Below are 16,575 nucleotides of genomic sequence, written 5' to 3'. Positions count from 1 at the left end.
TTGGCCGGCTGGGTGGACTTAATAATCCAGTCCCCAGTCAACCGTGATTTTCTTTGCTGCCTGATCCACCGTCTTGACGAACTGCTCGACAAACGGGACCAATAATTCTGGTGCGGCCTTGTCCTGATCCGCGGCTGCCGGCACCGTGATTCGAAGAATCGGATGCGCGCCGTTGTCCATCAGATCAGCCACCACGCCCAGTTGCTCGCCTTGCAGATTCTCAACCATCATGCCGATCAGATCGACCCAATAGAATTCATCGTCGGCAAGCGCCGGGAAATGGCTGCGTGGAATATGCACCACACTGCCCTTCATGGCTTCGGCTGCGTCACGCCCTGCCACACCCATCAGGCGCGCCACAATGTCGCCACTGTGGTTTTTCGCCTGCATCATTTCGACATCGTGCAATTCCGGCGCATTCTGCCGGTTCAGCCACCATGTCTTGGCGTGCAACAGCGCATCAGCATCCGCTGAATACGGTTTGATCCGGACCCAGCCATTAATACCGTAGGCGCCAGTAATGTAACCGACCACCACCAAATCTGAAGGTATTGCAGTTCCAGCTGGTGCTGTGGCCGACAAGTTTACTGACGCGCTCAACGGTTCAAGCTACTTAATTAAGCAGCTTTTTTGGCAGCGTCGGCAACCAGACGTGCAACGGTCGGCGACAATTGCGCGCCAACACCTTGCCAATGCGTCAGGCGGTCCTGAGCAATGCGGAAAGTCTCTTCTGCACCGGAAGCTACCGGATTGTAAAAGCCGATGCGCTCGATGAAGCGACCGTCACGGCGATTGCGCGAATCAGTAGCTACGATGTTGTAAAAAGGACGCTTCTTTGCGCCACCACGGGATAAACGAATAACGACCATAATGTTTCCAAAAAGTGTTCGAACACGGAAAAAGCCGCAAATTATAACGCAAAGTGAGCCGCTCCCGCAACCAAAGCAGGCCATGGGTGTGGTTTCACTACGTCAAACAGGTATTTGCAGGGCTCTAAAACGCTCTGCGGCTCTATGCCGCGAGCGGGCCTGACTATCAAAGTGACATTCTATTGAAGCAGGCTGTACACTACGCCCTCAATCTGCTTTCCGGCACGCATGGTGCGCTTCGGAAACATCAGTGGCGATAGCCAAGCCAGTATATTAGCAATATTCCCACTTGATGCAAGGATTGCCTTCTTTTTTTGCTCCAGCCCCATCCATCCCGCACATGACCCAACCCCACAAGAACAAGACTCTCGCCACTTTCGTGGCTACCGTATTCGGCAGCATCGGCTTGCATCGCTTCTACCTGAAGGGAATCAAAGACATCTGGGGTTGGTTGCATCTTGCCACTTTGCCAATTTCCCTGCTGGCGTATCTGTTTTTGGGGCAAACCCAGCAGACAGCCTTCCTGTTCGGACCGCTGATCGTCTCGGGCCTGGTTGCCTGCATCGAATCGCTGGTCATAGGACTGACGCCGGACGAAAAATGGGATGCGCAATACAACCCCGATTCCGGCCGCAAATCGGACTCCAGCTGGTTTGTGGTGCTGCTGGTGGTGCTGACCCTGGGATGTGGCGCAATTGCCCTGATCGGCGCGATTGCCCGCACTTTCGACCTGTTGTTCACCGGCGGCGCCTACGGCTGAGCCGGCGCCCTTGCATCAATAAAAAAAGCAGCCGCTTGGCTGCTTTTTTTACGTTACGCCAGGAAAAATCAGAACTGGTCTTCCGTCAGCGCCATCACGCCGCTGCTGCCTTCGACGATCGAAATGCGATAAGCGTCAGCCTGGGACAGGATATGTTCGGCAAAGAAACGCGCCGTGCCGATCTTGGCCTGGTAGAAATTGCTGTCGCCCGCTGCCGACTGCAGTTTTTGCGTCGCCACCAGCGCCGCCCGTCCCAGCTGCCAGCCGCCCAGCACGATGCCGGCCAGCTTCAGGTACGGCACGCTGCCGGCAAACACGCCCTTGATGTCGCTTTTCAGGTTGCCGACCACATAAGCGACTACCTGCTCCAGCGCGTCGGCGCCGCTGGCCAGCTGCTTGCCGATGGCGACCAGGTCAGGCGCACCGCTGTTCGCCAGCTCAGCCTGCGTGGCGCGCACCTGGGCGATGATGGCCTTGGCCACCGCGCCGCCGTCGCGCGCGGTCTTGCGGCCGACCAGGTCGTTGGCCTGGATCGCCGTGGTGCCTTCGTAAATCGTCAGGATGCGCGCATCGCGGTAGAACTGGGCGGCCCCAGTTTCTTCGATGAAACCCATGCCGCCGTGGATCTGCACCCCGGTCGAGGCGACGTCGATTGAGATCTCGGTCGACCAGCCCTTGACGACAGGCACCATGAATTCATAGAACGCCTGGTTGGCCTTGCGGGTCGCGTCGTCGGCGTGATGATGGGCGGCGTCGTGGGCAGCCGCCGTGACATAAGCCAGCGCACGCGCCGCCTCGGTCTGCGAGCGCATGCTCATCAGCATGCGGCGCACGTCCGGCTGGTGGATGATGGTCACGGCGCCGGCAGAACCGGCCAGGTCGCGCGATTGCACGCGGTCCTTGGCGTAGGCCAGCGCCTTCTGGTAAGCGCGCTCGGCCACGCTGATGCCTTGCAAGCCAACCGCGAAGCGTGCCGCGTTCATCATGATGAACATGTATTCGAGGCCGCGGTTCTCTTCGCCCACCAGGGTGCCGACAGCGCCGCCGTGGTCGCCGAACTGCAACACCGCGGTCGGGCTAGCCTTGATGCCCAGCTTGTGTTCCAGCGAAACGCAATGGACATCGTTGCGGGCGCCCGGCGTGCCGTCCGCATTGACCATGAATTTCGGCACAATGAACAGCGAAATGCCCTTCACCCCTTCCGGCGCGCTCGGCGTGCGCGCCAGCACCAGGTGCACGATATTCTCAGCCATATCGTGTTCGCCGTAGGTGATGAAAATCTTGGTGCCGGAAATCTTGTAAGTGCCGTCGCCCTGCGGCACCGCGCGGGTGCGCACCAGCGCCAGGTCGGAACCGGCCTGTGGCTCGGTCAGGTTCATGGTGCCGGTCCATTTGCCGGACACCAGGTTTTCCAGGTAGATGCGTTTCTGCTCGTCGCTGCCCGCAGTCAGCAAGGCTTCGATCGCGCCGTCGCTCAGCAAAGGGCACAGGGCGAAAGACAGGTTGGCCGCATTCAGCATTTCGATGCACGGCGTCGCCACCAGCTTGGGCAAACCCTGGCCGCCGAATTCCACCGGATGCTGCACGCCTTGCCAGCCGGCTTCGGCAAACGCCTTGAACGCTTCTTTGAAACCTTTGCTGGTAGTGACTTCGCCATCATGCCAATAGCTGGGCTCCTGGTCGCCGCTACGGTTCAAGGGCGCCACGACTTCGCTGCAGAACTTGGCGTTTTCCTGCAACACCGCTTCCACGGTTTCCGGCGTCGCGTCTTCGCAACCAGGCAGCGTGCTGACCTGCTCCAGACCAGCCAGTTCGTTAAGAACGAACAGCATGTCTTTCAAGGGGGCGACATAACTCATGAGTGACTCCAAAAAATTGGGCGGCACCACCGGGCCTGGCAAAACCGGCGCCTGCAATACCACCCGTATACTTTCGATTTTTAGCAGAACGTCGAAAAATCCTGTTTTTCGACGTCATGCAAAACGCCCGTCGGCCGTAGCTGACTTAGCCCAGTTCAGCCACCAGTTGCGGCACGATCTCGAACAGGTCGCCGACAATGCCGTAGTCCGCCACCGAGAAAATCGGCGCTTCTTCGTCCTTGTTGATGGCGACGATCACCTTGGAGTCTTTCATCCCGGCCAGATGCTGGATCGCGCCGGAAATGCCGACCGCGATATACAGCTGCGGCGCCACGATCTTGCCGGTTTGTCCGACCTGCCAGTCGTTAGGCACAAAACCGGCATCGACCGCGGCGCGCGAAGCGCCCATGGCAGCGTTGAGCTTGTCGGCCAGCGGCTCCAGGATCTTGAAGTTTTCAGCGGAACCCATGCCGCGGCCGCCGGAGACGATGATCTTGGCTGCCGTCAGTTCAGGGCGATCCGATTTCGCCAGTTCGCGCGAGACGAATGCGGATTTGCCGAAATCGGCAGCGGCCGCGATGTTTTCGACAGCAGCAGAACCGCCGCCGGCGGCAGCATCAAAGCCGGTGGTACGGACAGTGATGACCTTGGTGGCGTCGCTCGACTGCACGGTGGCAATGGCGTTGCCGGCGTAGATCGGGCGCTCGAAAGTGTCCGGGCTGTCGACCTTGGTGATTTCGGAAATCTGGCCGACGTCCAGCTTGGCGGCGACACGCGGCAGGATGTTTTTACCGTAGGCAGTAGCCGGCGCCAGGATATGACTGTAGGCAGCAGCCAGTGCCAGCACCTGCTCGGCGACGTTCTCGGCCAGACCATCGGCGAAATAGGCGGCGTCCGCCACCAGTACCTTGCTGACGCCAGCCAGCTGGGCTGCGGCTTGCGCGGCCGCGCCGCAGCTGCTGCCTGCGACCAGCACATGGACTTCGCCGCCGCATTGGCTGGCGGCGGTGACGGTATTGAGAGTACTGCCTTTTAATGAGGCATTATCGTGTTCAGCGATGACTAGGGCTGTCATGTGGGCTCCTGATTTATGTGCGCTCGCCTGCACCGTGTTGGCGATGCTGCGGCGTTACGCTTGGTTCTTGAATAGTGGTTTGGAAATGCGCCGGTTCTGCGATCCGGTTCTGCAACCGTTTACAGGACCTTGGCTTCATTCTTCAGCTTGGCGACCAGGGTCGCCACGTCAGGCACCTTGATGCCGGCGCTGCGCTTGGCTGGCTCCACTACCTTCAATGTCTTCAGGCGCGGTGCGACGTCCACGCCCAGGTCGGCCGGCTTGAACACGTCCAGCGTTTTCTTCTTGGCTTTCATGATGTTCGGCAGCGTTACGTAACGCGGCTCGTTCAGGCGCAAATCGGTAGTGATGATGGCCGGCAGCGTCAGGGCAATGGTTTCCAGGCCGCCGTCGACTTCGCGCGTGACCGTGACCTTGCCGTCTTCCAGCACGACCTTGGAAGCAAAAGTTGCTTGCGGCCAGCCCAGCAGCGCAGCCAGCATCTGGCCAGTCTGGTTGCAGTCGTCGTCGATCGCCTGTTTGCCGAGGATGATCAGCTGCGGCTGTTCTTTGTCAGCCACCGCCTTCAGCAATTTCGCCACCGCCAGCGGCTGCAGGTCGGTATCGGCAGTATCGACCAGGATGCCGCGGTCGGCGCCGATCGCCATTGCCGTGCGCAGGGTTTCCTGGCATTGCGTCACGCCGCAGGAGATGGCGATCACTTCAGTGACCTTGCCGCCTTCTTTCAGGCGCGTGGCTTCTTCCACCGCGATTTCGTCAAACGGATTCATCGACATCTTGACGTTGGCAATATCTACACCGCTGCCGTCCGACTTGACCCGCACCTTGACGTTGTAGTCGACGACACGCTTGACTGGTACTAATACTTTCATCGTTATGCCTTTTATTGAAAATAAAAAATCTGAATTGACGTTAACGTAAATCTTAACTGGGAATTATAAGAGAGAATTCGATCCGACGCTGAAATTTAGCACGATCGTTCTATTAAATCTTAGAGCAAACCGACTAATTGCGCCAGCCCCTTGTGGAGCAAGGCAGGCCAAGCGTGGCTAAAGCGTTGAAAATATGACGGGCCAGCCTTGGACAAGGCTGGCAAAAATCAAGGAAAACCGAGGGATGGCGTAACCGGCAGGACGCTGGTTGCGCATGGGGGATAAAGATTTACAGCAAGACGGCGGCTGGTTTCTTACTTGCGCTTCATGAAGAAAATGAACTCTCTGTTTTCTTCGCTCTGCTCCAGCAAATCATTGCCGGTCTGCTTCGCAAACGCCTGGAAATCGCGCACCGAACCAGAGTCAGTCGCCAATACACGCAGCACTTCGCCGCTCAGCATGTCCGCCAACGCCTTCTTGGTTTTCAAAATCGGCAGTGGGCAGTGCAGACCGCGTGCATCGAGTTCTTTATTAAATTCCATAACCACTTCTAATGTAAAAATTTTTAACATTTGCTGCTATTTGATGATTCTACTCCAAACGCAGGACCCTCTGACGCATCGCAACAATCCATCAGTCATTTTTACAACAGCAGCGCCATAAATAAATATGTCTTTAATGCAATTTAAGTTTCGATTCACATGCTAACATTCATTTTCTGGCGTAACAAAATGTAACTAGAAAACAGCCAATGCCGCTCTAAGGCAGCTCTACGCGCCATTCCGGGGAACTCGCATGCAAGACAGTCTTAGCCACAATCCTTACAACAACATTACGCCGTTCTGGCAGCGCTTGCCCCTTTTTTTCCTGTATCCGCTGCAGCAACAGCTGGTCTGGCGCCCTGCCTTATACGCCCTGCTCGGCTGCGGCCTGTGGCTGCTGGGCAGGAGCGGCGACGACGGCTTTTCGCCGGTCATCCTGATTGTCGCGGTGCTGGTCGGCCTGGGCCTGTCGATCGACCTGATGCGCCAGGCATTCCGGATCCTGGAGCAGACCTCGCTCGGCAATTTGCGCTACGCCGATTTCGACGAGCCCGACGACATGCACAAGATGTCGCCCTACAAGCTGTACTTCGTGATGCTGGTGCAAGGCATCTTTGTCGCCATCATGGCCGACCTCCATTCCTTCCTCGGGCTGCTGGGAAGCGCCCTGGCCAACCTGATGCTGCCGGCCAGCATCATGGTGCTGGGACATACCCACAGCTTTACCGACGCCATCAATCCCTTCAACGTGTTCAAGATGATCAAAGCCTGCGGCTGGCCCTACCTGGCGCTGTGGGTATTCGGCTTCATCCTCAGCCAGTGCGCGCCGATCACCATTGAGCTGTTCCTCGGGAAATTGCCGATCACCATGCTGATCGGCCTGGCCATCTTCGTTTGCGCCTATTTCACGCTGGTCGGCTTCAACCTGATGGGTTATACGATGTACCAGTACCATCAGGAGATAGGTTATGCGCCTGATCGCAATTTTGAATTCAACGCGCTGGCCAGCAGCCGCCAGAACCGCCCCCTGAGCGACGACGAAATCCTGGCGCAGCAGATCGGCGCGCTGATTCGCGACGGCGACATCAACCTGGCCATCGAAATGGTGTGGGAAGAACTGCGCTACGACCAGTTCAACGCGCAATTGTCGAGCCATTACGCCAAACTGCTGATGCTCAAGGGCGACAAGGGCAAGCAGCTGGAATATGCGCCGCGCCATCTGTTTACACTGGCCCGCTCGGGCAAGCCGGGCCGCATCGGCGACGCCTGGCGCCAGGCGCGCCAGCTCGATCCTGAATTCAAGATCGACAATCCCGACCATGTATTGGAAATTGCCGCGGCAGCCGCTTCAGTGCGCGAATACCAGATTGCGCTGGAAATCGTGTCCGGCTTCCACAAGCGCGCGGCACGCCATAAAGATGTGCCGGCAGTGCTGGTGCTGGCCGGCAAGCTGCTGTCCGACCACTTGCGCCAGGATGCCCGCGCCCTGTCGCTGTTCAACCACGTGATCGCGCAATGGCCGAGCAACCCGGCGGCGGACGAAGCGCAGCGCTACAAGAACGTGATTGAACGTCTGGCCCAGGGCGCGCCGCAAACCTGATCAGTATCGATTGCCCGGGCTGGTCGCCAGCCGGCTTTCCTCGCTCAGCGGAAACTGCTGCTGCAGCAGTTTCTGGTAATGCTGCGCCTTGTCGTGCATGCCGGCCGCCATGAATCCCCGCGCCACGAACTGCACCAGCTGCGGCAGCTGCTGGTGCTGGCGCGCGGTCACCATCAATATCTGCAGGATAGCCGCCGCGGTCTGCGGCTGGCCGTTCAAGGCAAAGCGCTTGGCAGCCGCCAGCGATTGCTCGCTGCTCAGTTGCGGGCGCGGTTCGGCTCTCGCCACATAATCCAGGTAGACCTGGTGGATCTTGTCCTCGGCCAGGCTGCCCTTCGGCAAACGCAGCAGCATCTCGGCGGTCTTGTGGAAAATCGGCGCGGCCGGCGCCTGTTTCGACAGATTGAACAATTGCAGCAGCCAGTCCGGTTGCGGCGCCTGTTGCTGCGCCAGGGTCCGGTTCACCAGGCTGCTGAAATCACGGCGGGCGCGTTCGAAGTCGAGCCGGCTCAAGGCCGAATAGGCGCTCTGCTGCAGGCTGCGCAGCTGCTTGTCATCGTCGGCGGGAGCAACATAGGTGGCGTGCGCCTGCTCCAGCTTGCGCCGCGCCAGCAAGCGATAGGCCAGCGCCAGCAAGGCGCCGCCCAGCAAGCCGCCGATATGGGCGTAGTAATTGGTGTTCGACGGCGCGCCGAACCAGAGGTCGAAGACTTCCTTGCCGACCCAGATCGGCAGCATGATCAATGCCGGTGCCTTGAAGAAATCGAAGTAAAACAGGAACCAGTAAAAGAATCGTATCTTGCGCAAACCGTACAGCACGGTGTACATCCCCATGACGCCGGAAATGGCGCCAGAAGCGCCCAGCGACAGGATCATGCTGTCGCCGCGGAACACAAGATAAAACGCGGCCGACAGCAAACCCGACAACAGGTAAAACAGCAGGTACCAGCCGCCGCCCAGCAATATCTCGACCGCGTAACCGACCATCGCCAGGAACACCATGTTGCCCAGCACGTGCTCGACGCTGGCGTGCAGGAACATATGCGTCAGCAAGGTCACCGGGCGCTCGAAGGCCTGCGCCGGGATCAATGCATAGCGTTCGGTGAAACTGCGCTTGCGGGTCAGCACGTAATGCTCTCGCTGCTCCTTCCATTCGGCCAGGTCGTCGGCGCCGACGGTGCCCAGCACAGCCGGTTTCGCTTGCTGCATCAAGGCCGAAAAACGCAGGTCGGCGTCCAGCACATACCAGCTCTCGATCAGCGCCTCGTAGTTTTCCAGCGACGCGGTCTTGCCGTCGCGCGCCGCAGCCAGGTCAGCCCGAGCCCGCAGCCGCCGCCAACGCTCCAGCCCCTTGCGCATGGCGGCAGCGGCCTCGGGCTTGTTATCGCTTTCCAGGTAACGTGCATAAGCGGGAAATTCGAATTCCGGCAGGCGCGACTCGACCAGGTAATAGTGCGCCGCAGGCTCCATCTGGCTGCGCTCGTGCCACTGGATGCCGAAATAAATCAGCAGGTTGACCAGCACCAGCAGGATAGTGACCAGCGGCGGGCGCTTCCAGTCTGGCTTACGGTCTACCGGGATAATCAGCATAGCGGGTCAAGAGCAGGTGGGGATTTTAATCATGCAATTTTACCCAGTCATTGCCGCATGGCAGCGTTATTTTTGCTGCCCGGGCGCCCTTACGCTTTCAAGGCAGGTTCGGGCTGCGCCTTCTGCAACAAGGGCCGGTCGACATATTCGACCGCCAGTCCCTGCGCCCGCATCCAGTCGGCAACAGCGTGGCCGGTGCCGGCGCGCCAGGGGCGCAATGCGGCCGGTTCCAGCAGGCGGTATTCCAGCAGTTCCGGCGACAGCCGTATCTGGCCGGAGGCCTTGACGTGGTAGGCAATGATCAGCTCGTTCTTGCGCATGAATTCATACACGCCGACCAGCTTGACCTGCTCGGCGTCGAGATTGGTTTCTTCCTTGATTTCGCGGGCGATGCCCTGCTCCGGGGTTTCATCGCGCTCCATGAAGCCGGTGATCAGCGCAAACATGCCCTCTTCCCATGCCGCATTGCGCGCCAGCAGGACCTTGCCGTCGATCTCGACGATCGCCGCCAGCACCGGCAACGGATTGTCCCAGTGCGTCCAGTGTCCTTCGGGACAAGCCAGGCGCGACTTCCCGCCCTCGCCTTCATCGCTGCGCTGGATCAGGGAAGTGGCACAAACCGGGCAGAATTTGAAATCGCTCATGGCAAGAATGTTTAGTTAAGGACAAAAAAAGCGGGGAGCATCAATCCGCGATACTACTGCGATTTGATGCTCCCCGCTTTGGCTAGCCACGATCTCGGCCAGGTTCTTTATGCGCGTTCGCCGACCCAGGCTGCAACGCCTTGCAGCGCAGCCGCCAGGCCGCTGGCGTCGGTGCCGCCGGCTTGCGCCATGTCGGGCCGGCCGCCGCCTTTGCCGCCGACCTGCAGGGCGACAAAATTGACCAGCTCGCCGGCCTTGACCTTGGCGGTAGCATCGGCGGTGACGCCGGCGATCAGGCTCACCTTGCCGTCCTTCACCGCAGCCAGGACGATGGCGGCAGTCTTCAGCTTATCCTTCAGCTTGTCCATGGTTTCGCGCAAGGTCGCGCTATCGGCGCCTTCCAGCGTCGCCGCCAGCACCTTGATGCCCTTAACGTCGACGGCCTGGGACACCAGCTCGTCGCCCTGGTTCGCCGCCAGCTTCGATTTCAGGCTGCTCAGCTCTTTCTCCAGCGCCTTGACGTGGTCCTGCACCTGCGCGATGCGCTGGGTCAGTTCTTCCGGCTGCGCTTTTAATGCCGCCGCCGCTTCATTGACGCGGTTGCTCAGGTTCTGCACCAGCGCCAGCCCGGCTTCGCCGGTCACCGCTTCGATGCGGCGGATGCCGGCGGCAACGCCGCCTTCGGCCACGATCTTGAACAGGCCGATGTCGCCGGTGCGGCTGACGTGGGTGCCGCCGCACAATTCGCGCGACGTGCCGATCGACAGCACCCGCACTTCGTCACCGTATTTTTCACCGAACAAGGCCATGGCGCCGGCGCCGACCGCGTCGTCGAACGACATCAACCTAGCTTCCGTCGCGACGTTGGCCAGGATTTCGCGGTTGACGATTTCTTCGATGCGGCGGATTTCATCGGCGCTGACCGGAGCATTGTGGCTAAAGTCGAAACGGGTCTTGTCGGCATCGACCAAAGAACCTTTTTGCGCGACATGGCCGCCCAATACTTCACGCAACGCCTTGTGCATCAGGTGGGTGGCCGAGTGATTGCGCACGGTGCGCGCGCGCACCGCGGTGTCGACCTTGGCGTTGAGCTGGTCGCCGACCGCCAGCGAACCGCTGCGCAGGCTGCCGTGATGGCCGAAAACATCAGCCTGGATTTTCTGGGTATCGGCAACTTCGAACAAGCCGCCTGCCGCTTCCAGCACGCCGGAATCGCCGACCTGGCCGCCCGATTCAGCATAGAACGGCGTGGTGTCCAGCACCACGATCGCATCCTGGCCGGCTGCGATTTTTTGTACTGCGCTGCCGTCCACATACAGGGCCAGCACTTTGGCGTCATGGACCAGGTTGTCGTAACCGACAAAGCTGGTCTTATCGCCACTGTATTCCACTGCCGCCGCCATCTTGAACTTGCCGGCTGCGCGCGCAGTCGATTTCTGGCGCTCCATCGCCGTGGTAAAGCCGACTTCGTCCAGTTCGACTTCGCGTTCGCGGCAAATGTCCGCGGTCAGGTCCAGCGGAAAGCCGAAAGTGTCGTACAGCGTAAAGGCGGTTTCGCCATCCAGTTTTTTCGGTGTCTTGGCCAGCGCCGCTTCCAGGATCTTCATGCCGTGTTCCAGCGTTTCGCCGAAACGTTCTTCTTCCTGCTTCAGCACCTGTTCAACGCGCTCCGCGGCTTCCGGCAGTTCCGGGTAGGCAGCGCCCATTTCCAGCACCAGGTCCTTGACCAGGCGGTAGAAGAACGGCTTGGTCTGGCCCAGCTTGTGGCCGTGGCGCAAGGCGCGGCGGATAATCCGGCGCAATACGTAACCGCGGCCTTCATTGCCGGGAATCACGCCGTCGACCACCAGGAAAGAACAGGCGCGGATGTGATCGGCGATCACTTTCAGCGAATTGTTTTCCAGGTCGGTGATATTGGTTTCGCGCGCAGCGGCCTTGATCAGGCGCTGGAACAGGTCGATTTCATAGTTGCTATGCACGTGCTGCAATACCGCGGCCAGGCGCTCCAGGCCCATGCCGGTATCGACGCACTGCTTCGGCAGCGGGGTCAAAGTGGCTTCGCCGGTCTTCGGGTCGATCTGGCGGTCGAACTGCATGAACACGTTGTTCCAGATTTCGATGTAGCGGTCGCCGTCCTGCTCCGGGCTGCCCGGAGGACCGCCCCAGACGTCGGGGCCGTGGTCGTAGAAAATTTCCGAACAAGGACCGCAAGGGCCAGTGTCGGCCATCTGCCAGAAATTGTCCGACGCATACGGCGCGCCCTTGTTGTCGCCGATGCGCACGATGCGCTCCTTCGGCAGGCCGATCACCTTGTGCCAGATATCGAAGGCTTCGTCATCGGTTTCATATACCGTGGCCCACAGCTTGTCAGCCGGCAAGCCATATACCTTGGTCAGCAGCTCCCAGGCCCAGACCAGCGAATCGTGCTTGAAATAGTCGCCGAACGACCAGTTGCCCAGCATTTCGAAAAAAGTATGGTGGCGTGCGGTATACCCGACGTTTTCCAGATCGTTGTGCTTGCCGCCGGCGCGCAGGCAGCGCTGCACCGAGGTGGCGCGCACATAGTTGCGCTTTTCGGTGCCCAGGAACACGTCCTTGAACTGCACCATGCCGGAATTGGTAAACAGCAATGTCGGATCGTTGCCTGGCACCAGGCTCGACGAGCGCACGATGGTGTGGCCTTTGGATTCAAAGAATTTGAGAAACTTTTCGCGGATTTCGGCTGAGTTCATGTTCTTGGGCAAAAAATGAAACGGAAAAAGGCAAGGGACACAATATAAGGACTTACGCAAAACTGTCCCAGCAAGGCACGACGACGAAGACAGTACGGCGTACGGCTAGGAGGAGTAACGCCGCTGGGGGCAGTTTTGCGTAAGTCCTCTAAGTATGTCCTTTTGCAAACCTTTGATTATACGTGATACCTGCCGGGCTATTCTGCCGCAGCCACATGAAAAAAGCCCGCCAGAATCGCTTCCGGCGGGCTTTTAATGATAGGAAGGCGGTATTTGCGCCTATATCAGTTGTATTGCACGCTATTTAAGCGCCTTTGTTTACCGGTGTAGCTGTGATCTTGTGGCTTTTCTTGTGGTGATGTTTCTTGCCTGCTTTTTTTGCAGGTGCTGCAGGAGCAGCAGCGTCAGCGGCCGGAGCTGCTGCCGGGGCAGCAGGAGCCGCTGCGGTTTGCGCCATGGCTGGCAGGGCGAAAGCAGCGACAACGATGGCAGCCAGCAATTTATTGATCTTCATTTTGACTTCCTTTCAGTTATTTTAAAAACAAGCAAATTTGGTGCTTTACGAGTGAAATCTACGATCAACCATTCGCCCGGTCACGGAGCACATGGCTTGAAACTCGGTTCTGCACTCTATTAACGCCAGCTTCTGGATTTGGTTGACATGAAGTTACCAACAGTTTTGGGCGGCGGCTGCGAAGCGGTTTTCAGCCTGGCGCACCAGGGAAATCCGCGCCGATCAGGTCGATCCGGTCTGTGCAAAACCCATCCACGCCCCAGCCCAGGATTTCCCTGGCCCGGGTCGGCGTATTCACCGTGTAGCAGAACAGACCGTAGCCGGCCTGGCTAACTGCCTGCGCCTGCATCGGCGAGAGATATTTGTGGTTGGTGTGCAGCGCCACCGCATCCAGTTCCTGCAACCGTTCTTGCCAGTCGTCCTCAATGACGTCGGTCAGGAAGCCGCGCGGTATGTCGGGCGCGGCCACTTGCGCGGCGCGCAAGGCGGCAAACGAGAAAGACGAGAGCAAGGGCAAGGCCGGATCGGCCCAGGCGCCGCGCCTGCCAGCCGCGTGAGCCGCCACCTCGGCGCCGAAAAATTCCTCTGTTACCTGGGCCACCACGCGCCCGGTCTCTATCTCAAAGCCTTCGGCCGGCTTGATTTCGACATTCATCCAGATGCCGTTCCGGCGGCAGAATTCGAGCACCTGCTGGTAGGTGCATACCGGCTCGCCGGCGAATTGCGGCCCCAGCCAGCTGCCGGCGTCCATGGCGGTCAGTTCCTGCGCGCTGAAATCGGCAACCTTGCCGACGCCGCGCACAGTGCGGCCGAACACGGCGTCGTGCATCAGCACCGGCACGCCGTCGCGCGCCAGCATGACATCGAATTCCACTGCATGGAAACCATGCTGCAGACCGCAGCGCATGGCTGCCAGGGTGTTTTCAGGCGCCAGCGTGCCGCCGCCGCGGTGCGCGACAACTTTTGGGTAAGGCCACATAACTCTTCTCTTTCAAGCAAATACGTTCGAATAACGATCAGGCAACCATAAAAGGTACTGGAAGCTGTATTGCCGATCCTGAACTGCCATCTTAAATGATTCGATTTATTTGGCACACCCCACCCTGCCGATCCTGCTCCGGGTTTCATCCGTCGCGCCGCGAACGCCATTCGCGACATCCTGGGCAGGTTTCGTCGCATTTTGCTGTCAGCCGCCGGTCTTGGCGTTCAGAATTCAGGCATACCTACACGGGAGAACAACGATGAACGACCATACCTTCAGTTACCAGGATGCGCAAGAACGGGTTGAACGCAAAATCGGCTTTTTCAGGCACCTGGCGATATACCTGATCGTCAACAGCGGCCTAGCGCTGCTGAACTACCTGCACAATCCCGGCCATGCATGGGTATTCTGGCCGGCCCTGGGCTGGGGAATCGGGTTACTATCACACGCCTTGGCGGTGTTCCTGCACGCGCCGGGCGCACAATGGAAGCGGCGCATGATAGAACGCGAACTAGACAAACATAACCACAACCCTCACGCATGAAGCCGACCACCGCATTACCGCAAAACGACCTGCCGCTGGCCCGGCGCCTGCTGCGCAGCCTGCTCGTTAACATCGGCATCGACGTCATCTGCGCCGTGATAGTCACCTATGTAATGCGCATCAACGATCTCTTCTGGACCAACCTGGTGTTTTCGCTATGCATCGGCATGCTGGCGCTGCTGTTCATCCAGACCGGCCGCTATCTGTTCCAGCGCAAAGCAACGCTGCACAAAGTGCATTTTCTCGCATTCACAATGGTGGCTTCCGGTCTCGCCCTGTTCCTCGGCATCCGGCTGGCCAGCTGGTTGCTTGGCCTGCCCGTGGATGATTTCTCCATGTACATGAATATTGGCGGCCTCGGTCTGGTGATCCTGACGATGTCGGTCTGCATCGGCGCCACGCTGTTTTTCTGGAACCTCAGCACGCTGGCTGAACTGCGCAACCAGGCGGCCACCGAAAAAGCGCGATCGGTCGGCATCGAGAAACAGGCATTGCAGGCACAGCTGCAGATGCTGCAGGCGCAGATCGAGCCGCACATGCTGTTCAATACGCTGGCCACCCTGCAAAGCCTGATCGCGCTGGACCCGCCGCGGGCGCAGCAGATGCTGGACCAGCTGATCCATTTCCTGCGCGCTTCACTATCCTCGTCGCGCATCGAACAGACCACGCTGGCGCAGGAATTCGCCCTGATGGAGGCCTACCTCGAACTGATGTCGCTGCGCATGGGCAACCGTCTCAGTTTTGACCTGCAGTTGCCGGCAGCCCTGCGCGACACCGTGATAGCGCCGATGCTGCTGCAGCCGCTGGTGGAAAACGCCATCAAGCATGGCCTGGAACCCAAGATCGAAGGCGGCCGGGTCGAGGTTGTCGCCAGCCGCCAGGGCCAGTTGCTGCTGCTCGACGTCAGCGACACCGGCCTCGGACTGACGGCCTGGCCGCCGCTGCAGCAGCCGGCCAGCCATGCCAGCCACATCGGCCTCAGCAATATCCATGAACGCCTGCAGGCGCTGTACGGCACCCAGGCCAGCCTGACCCTGAAACCCAAGCTGCCGCACGGCGTTATCGCTCAACTCCAGTTACCCATCCTGCCATGACCAACTCATCCAATTTGCGTGCCCTGATAGCCGAAGACGAACCGATCCTGGCGGCCGCGCTGCAACAAGCCCTGCAGCGCCTGTGGCCGGAGCTGCAGATCATCGCCAGCGTCGACAATGGCCAGGCGGTAGTCGAACAGACCCTGAGGCAGCGTCCCGACATCCTGTTCCTGGATATCAAGATGCCTGGCAAGACCGGGCTCGAAGCAGCCCAGGAACTGGCCGAGGAATGGCCGGAGAACGAAGCCTTTCCGCTGATCGTGTTTGTCACCGCCTACGACGAATATGCGGTCAGCGCCTTCGAACATGCCGCCGCCGATTACGTGCTGAAGCCGATCAGCGACGCCCGCCTAGGCAAGACCATCGCCCGCCTGCAACAGCGCCTGCAGCAGAATGGCGACGGCAATGGCGCGCTAGACAATTTGATCGGCCAGTTGCGCAGCATGCAGCCCAAGCCCAGCTCCGAGCCGCTGACCGTGATCCGCGCCGCGGTCGGCAATCAGATCCGCATGATCCCGATTGGCGACGTCATCTATTTCGAAGCCACCGACAAATACATCAATGTCGTCACCGCCGAGCACGAATCGCTGATACGCACCAGCCTCAAGGACTTGCTGCCGCAGCTCGACAGCCGGCAATTCTGGCAGGTACACCGCGGCACCATTGTCAATCACCAATACATTCAGCTGGCGACCCGCGACGAAAGCGGAAAACTGTCGCTGAAGCTGCGCGGCCGCAACGAAAGCCTGGCGGTCAGCCGCGTGTTCGCCCACCTGTTCAGGCAGATGTAGCGGCAGATTTAAATGGCATTTATGGCAACAAATGCCGTTTGTCCGCCCCCCTTTGCCAGCCGCGGGACCGCAGTGCAACAAAATCCCGCCGGCCGCTCCTGCAAAGC

General features: G+C 59.5%; 16 protein-coding genes. 5 read left to right on the top strand and 11 right to left on the bottom strand.

Annotated elements, in window-relative coordinates; translation table 11 throughout:
• Positions 1 to 18 precede the first annotated feature (18 nt).
• A complete protein-coding gene (rimM, locus tag CFU_RS06050; RefSeq protein ID WP_014005154.1) occupies positions 19 to 600 on the bottom strand; it encodes a ribosome maturation factor RimM in 582 nt (193 codons plus the stop codon).
• Positions 601 to 617: 17 nt separating this feature from the next.
• Entirely contained in the window at positions 618 to 869 is a 252-nt protein-coding gene (gene rpsP / locus CFU_RS06045) for a 30S ribosomal protein S16 (RefSeq protein WP_041741387.1), read from the bottom strand.
• A 340-nt stretch (positions 870 to 1,209) separates the two neighbouring features.
• Here rpsP and CFU_RS06040 point away from each other — a divergent pair, with 340 nt between their 5' ends.
• On the top strand, positions 1,210 to 1,629 hold the full coding sequence (locus CFU_RS06040) for an NINE protein (RefSeq protein ID WP_041741386.1): 420 nt from the start codon (positions 1,210 to 1,212) through the stop codon (positions 1,627 to 1,629).
• A 68-nt stretch (positions 1,630 to 1,697) separates the two neighbouring features.
• On the opposite strand, the gene CFU_RS06035 is transcribed toward CFU_RS06040, so the two are convergent.
• The 4 genes from CFU_RS06035 to CFU_RS06020 form a co-directional block, all read right to left on the bottom strand.
• Complete coding sequence (locus tag CFU_RS06035) at positions 1,698 to 3,488, bottom strand: acyl-CoA dehydrogenase (protein WP_041741385.1); 1,791 nt, start codon at positions 3,486 to 3,488, stop codon at positions 1,698 to 1,700.
• Positions 3,489 to 3,633: 145 nt separating this feature from the next.
• Positions 3,634 to 4,563: an electron transfer flavoprotein subunit alpha/FixB family protein gene (locus tag CFU_RS06030; RefSeq protein WP_041741384.1), complete on the bottom strand. Its 930-nt coding sequence runs from the start codon at positions 4,561 to 4,563 to the stop codon at positions 3,634 to 3,636.
• Positions 4,564 to 4,682: 119 nt separating this feature from the next.
• On the bottom strand, positions 4,683 to 5,435 hold the full coding sequence (locus CFU_RS06025) for an electron transfer flavoprotein subunit beta/FixA family protein (RefSeq protein ID WP_014005149.1): 753 nt from the start codon (positions 5,433 to 5,435) through the stop codon (positions 4,683 to 4,685).
• A 314-nt stretch (positions 5,436 to 5,749) separates the two neighbouring features.
• Positions 5,750 to 5,977 (bottom strand): sulfurtransferase TusA family protein, encoded by a 228-nt coding sequence (locus CFU_RS06020; RefSeq protein WP_038491550.1) that lies wholly within the window; start codon positions 5,975 to 5,977, stop codon positions 5,750 to 5,752.
• Positions 5,978 to 6,230: 253 nt separating this feature from the next.
• Between CFU_RS06020 and CFU_RS06015 the strand changes: the two genes are divergently transcribed.
• Positions 6,231 to 7,577, top strand: a complete 1,347-nt coding sequence (locus CFU_RS06015) for a DUF4013 domain-containing protein (RefSeq protein WP_014005147.1) — start codon at positions 6,231 to 6,233, stop codon at positions 7,575 to 7,577.
• Here the strand turns inward: CFU_RS06015 and CFU_RS06010 are convergent, their stop codons facing one another.
• The 5 genes from CFU_RS06010 to ugpQ all read right to left on the bottom strand — a co-directional run bounded on the left by CFU_RS06010 (position 7,578) and on the right by ugpQ (position 14,036).
• The gene (locus CFU_RS06010) at positions 7,578 to 9,167 is read right to left on the bottom strand and encodes a rhomboid family intramembrane serine protease (protein WP_014005146.1); all 1,590 of its coding nucleotides are present in this window, start codon (positions 9,165 to 9,167) and stop codon (positions 7,578 to 7,580) included.
• 89 nt (positions 9,168 to 9,256) lie between these two features.
• Positions 9,257 to 9,811, bottom strand: coding sequence for an NUDIX domain-containing protein (locus tag CFU_RS06005; RefSeq protein WP_014005145.1), 555 nt, complete (start codon positions 9,809 to 9,811; stop codon positions 9,257 to 9,259).
• Between the two features lie 107 nt (positions 9,812 to 9,918).
• On the bottom strand, positions 9,919 to 12,543 hold the full coding sequence (gene alaS / locus CFU_RS06000) for an alanine--tRNA ligase (RefSeq protein WP_041741383.1): 2,625 nt from the start codon (positions 12,541 to 12,543) through the stop codon (positions 9,919 to 9,921).
• Between the two features lie 304 nt (positions 12,544 to 12,847).
• Entirely contained in the window at positions 12,848 to 13,057 is a 210-nt protein-coding gene (locus tag CFU_RS05995) for a hypothetical protein (RefSeq protein ID WP_081466418.1), read from the bottom strand.
• Between the two features lie 190 nt (positions 13,058 to 13,247).
• Positions 13,248 to 14,036 (bottom strand): glycerophosphodiester phosphodiesterase, encoded by a 789-nt coding sequence (gene ugpQ / locus CFU_RS05990; RefSeq protein ID WP_014005143.1) that lies wholly within the window; start codon positions 14,034 to 14,036, stop codon positions 13,248 to 13,250.
• A 262-nt stretch (positions 14,037 to 14,298) separates the two neighbouring features.
• Here ugpQ and CFU_RS05985 point away from each other — a divergent pair, with 262 nt between their 5' ends.
• The 3 genes from CFU_RS05985 to CFU_RS05975 are packed head-to-tail and all read left to right on the top strand — an operon-like array spanning position 14,299 to position 16,468.
• Positions 14,299 to 14,583 carry a 2TM domain-containing protein gene (locus CFU_RS05985; protein WP_041741382.1) on the top strand — a complete coding sequence of 95 codons (285 nt, stop codon included), beginning with the start codon at positions 14,299 to 14,301 and terminating at the stop codon, positions 14,581 to 14,583.
• Positions 14,580 to 15,677 (top strand): sensor histidine kinase, encoded by a 1,098-nt coding sequence (locus tag CFU_RS05980; protein ID WP_014005142.1) that lies wholly within the window; start codon positions 14,580 to 14,582, stop codon positions 15,675 to 15,677. Before CFU_RS05985 ends, CFU_RS05980 begins: the two co-directional genes overlap by 4 nt.
• Entirely contained in the window at positions 15,674 to 16,468 is a 795-nt protein-coding gene (locus CFU_RS05975) for a LytR/AlgR family response regulator transcription factor (protein ID WP_014005141.1), read from the top strand. The genes CFU_RS05980 and CFU_RS05975 overlap by 4 nt, the downstream gene beginning before the upstream one ends.
• The last annotated feature ends 107 nt before the right edge of the window (positions 16,469 to 16,575 follow it).

The organism is Collimonas fungivorans Ter331, from assembly GCF_000221045.1.
Taxonomy (GTDB): domain Bacteria; phylum Pseudomonadota; class Gammaproteobacteria; order Burkholderiales; family Burkholderiaceae_D; genus Collimonas; species Collimonas fungivorans_A.
The sequence above is the reverse complement of the archived record's forward strand: the minus strand, read 5'-3'. Positions and strand labels throughout refer to the sequence as shown.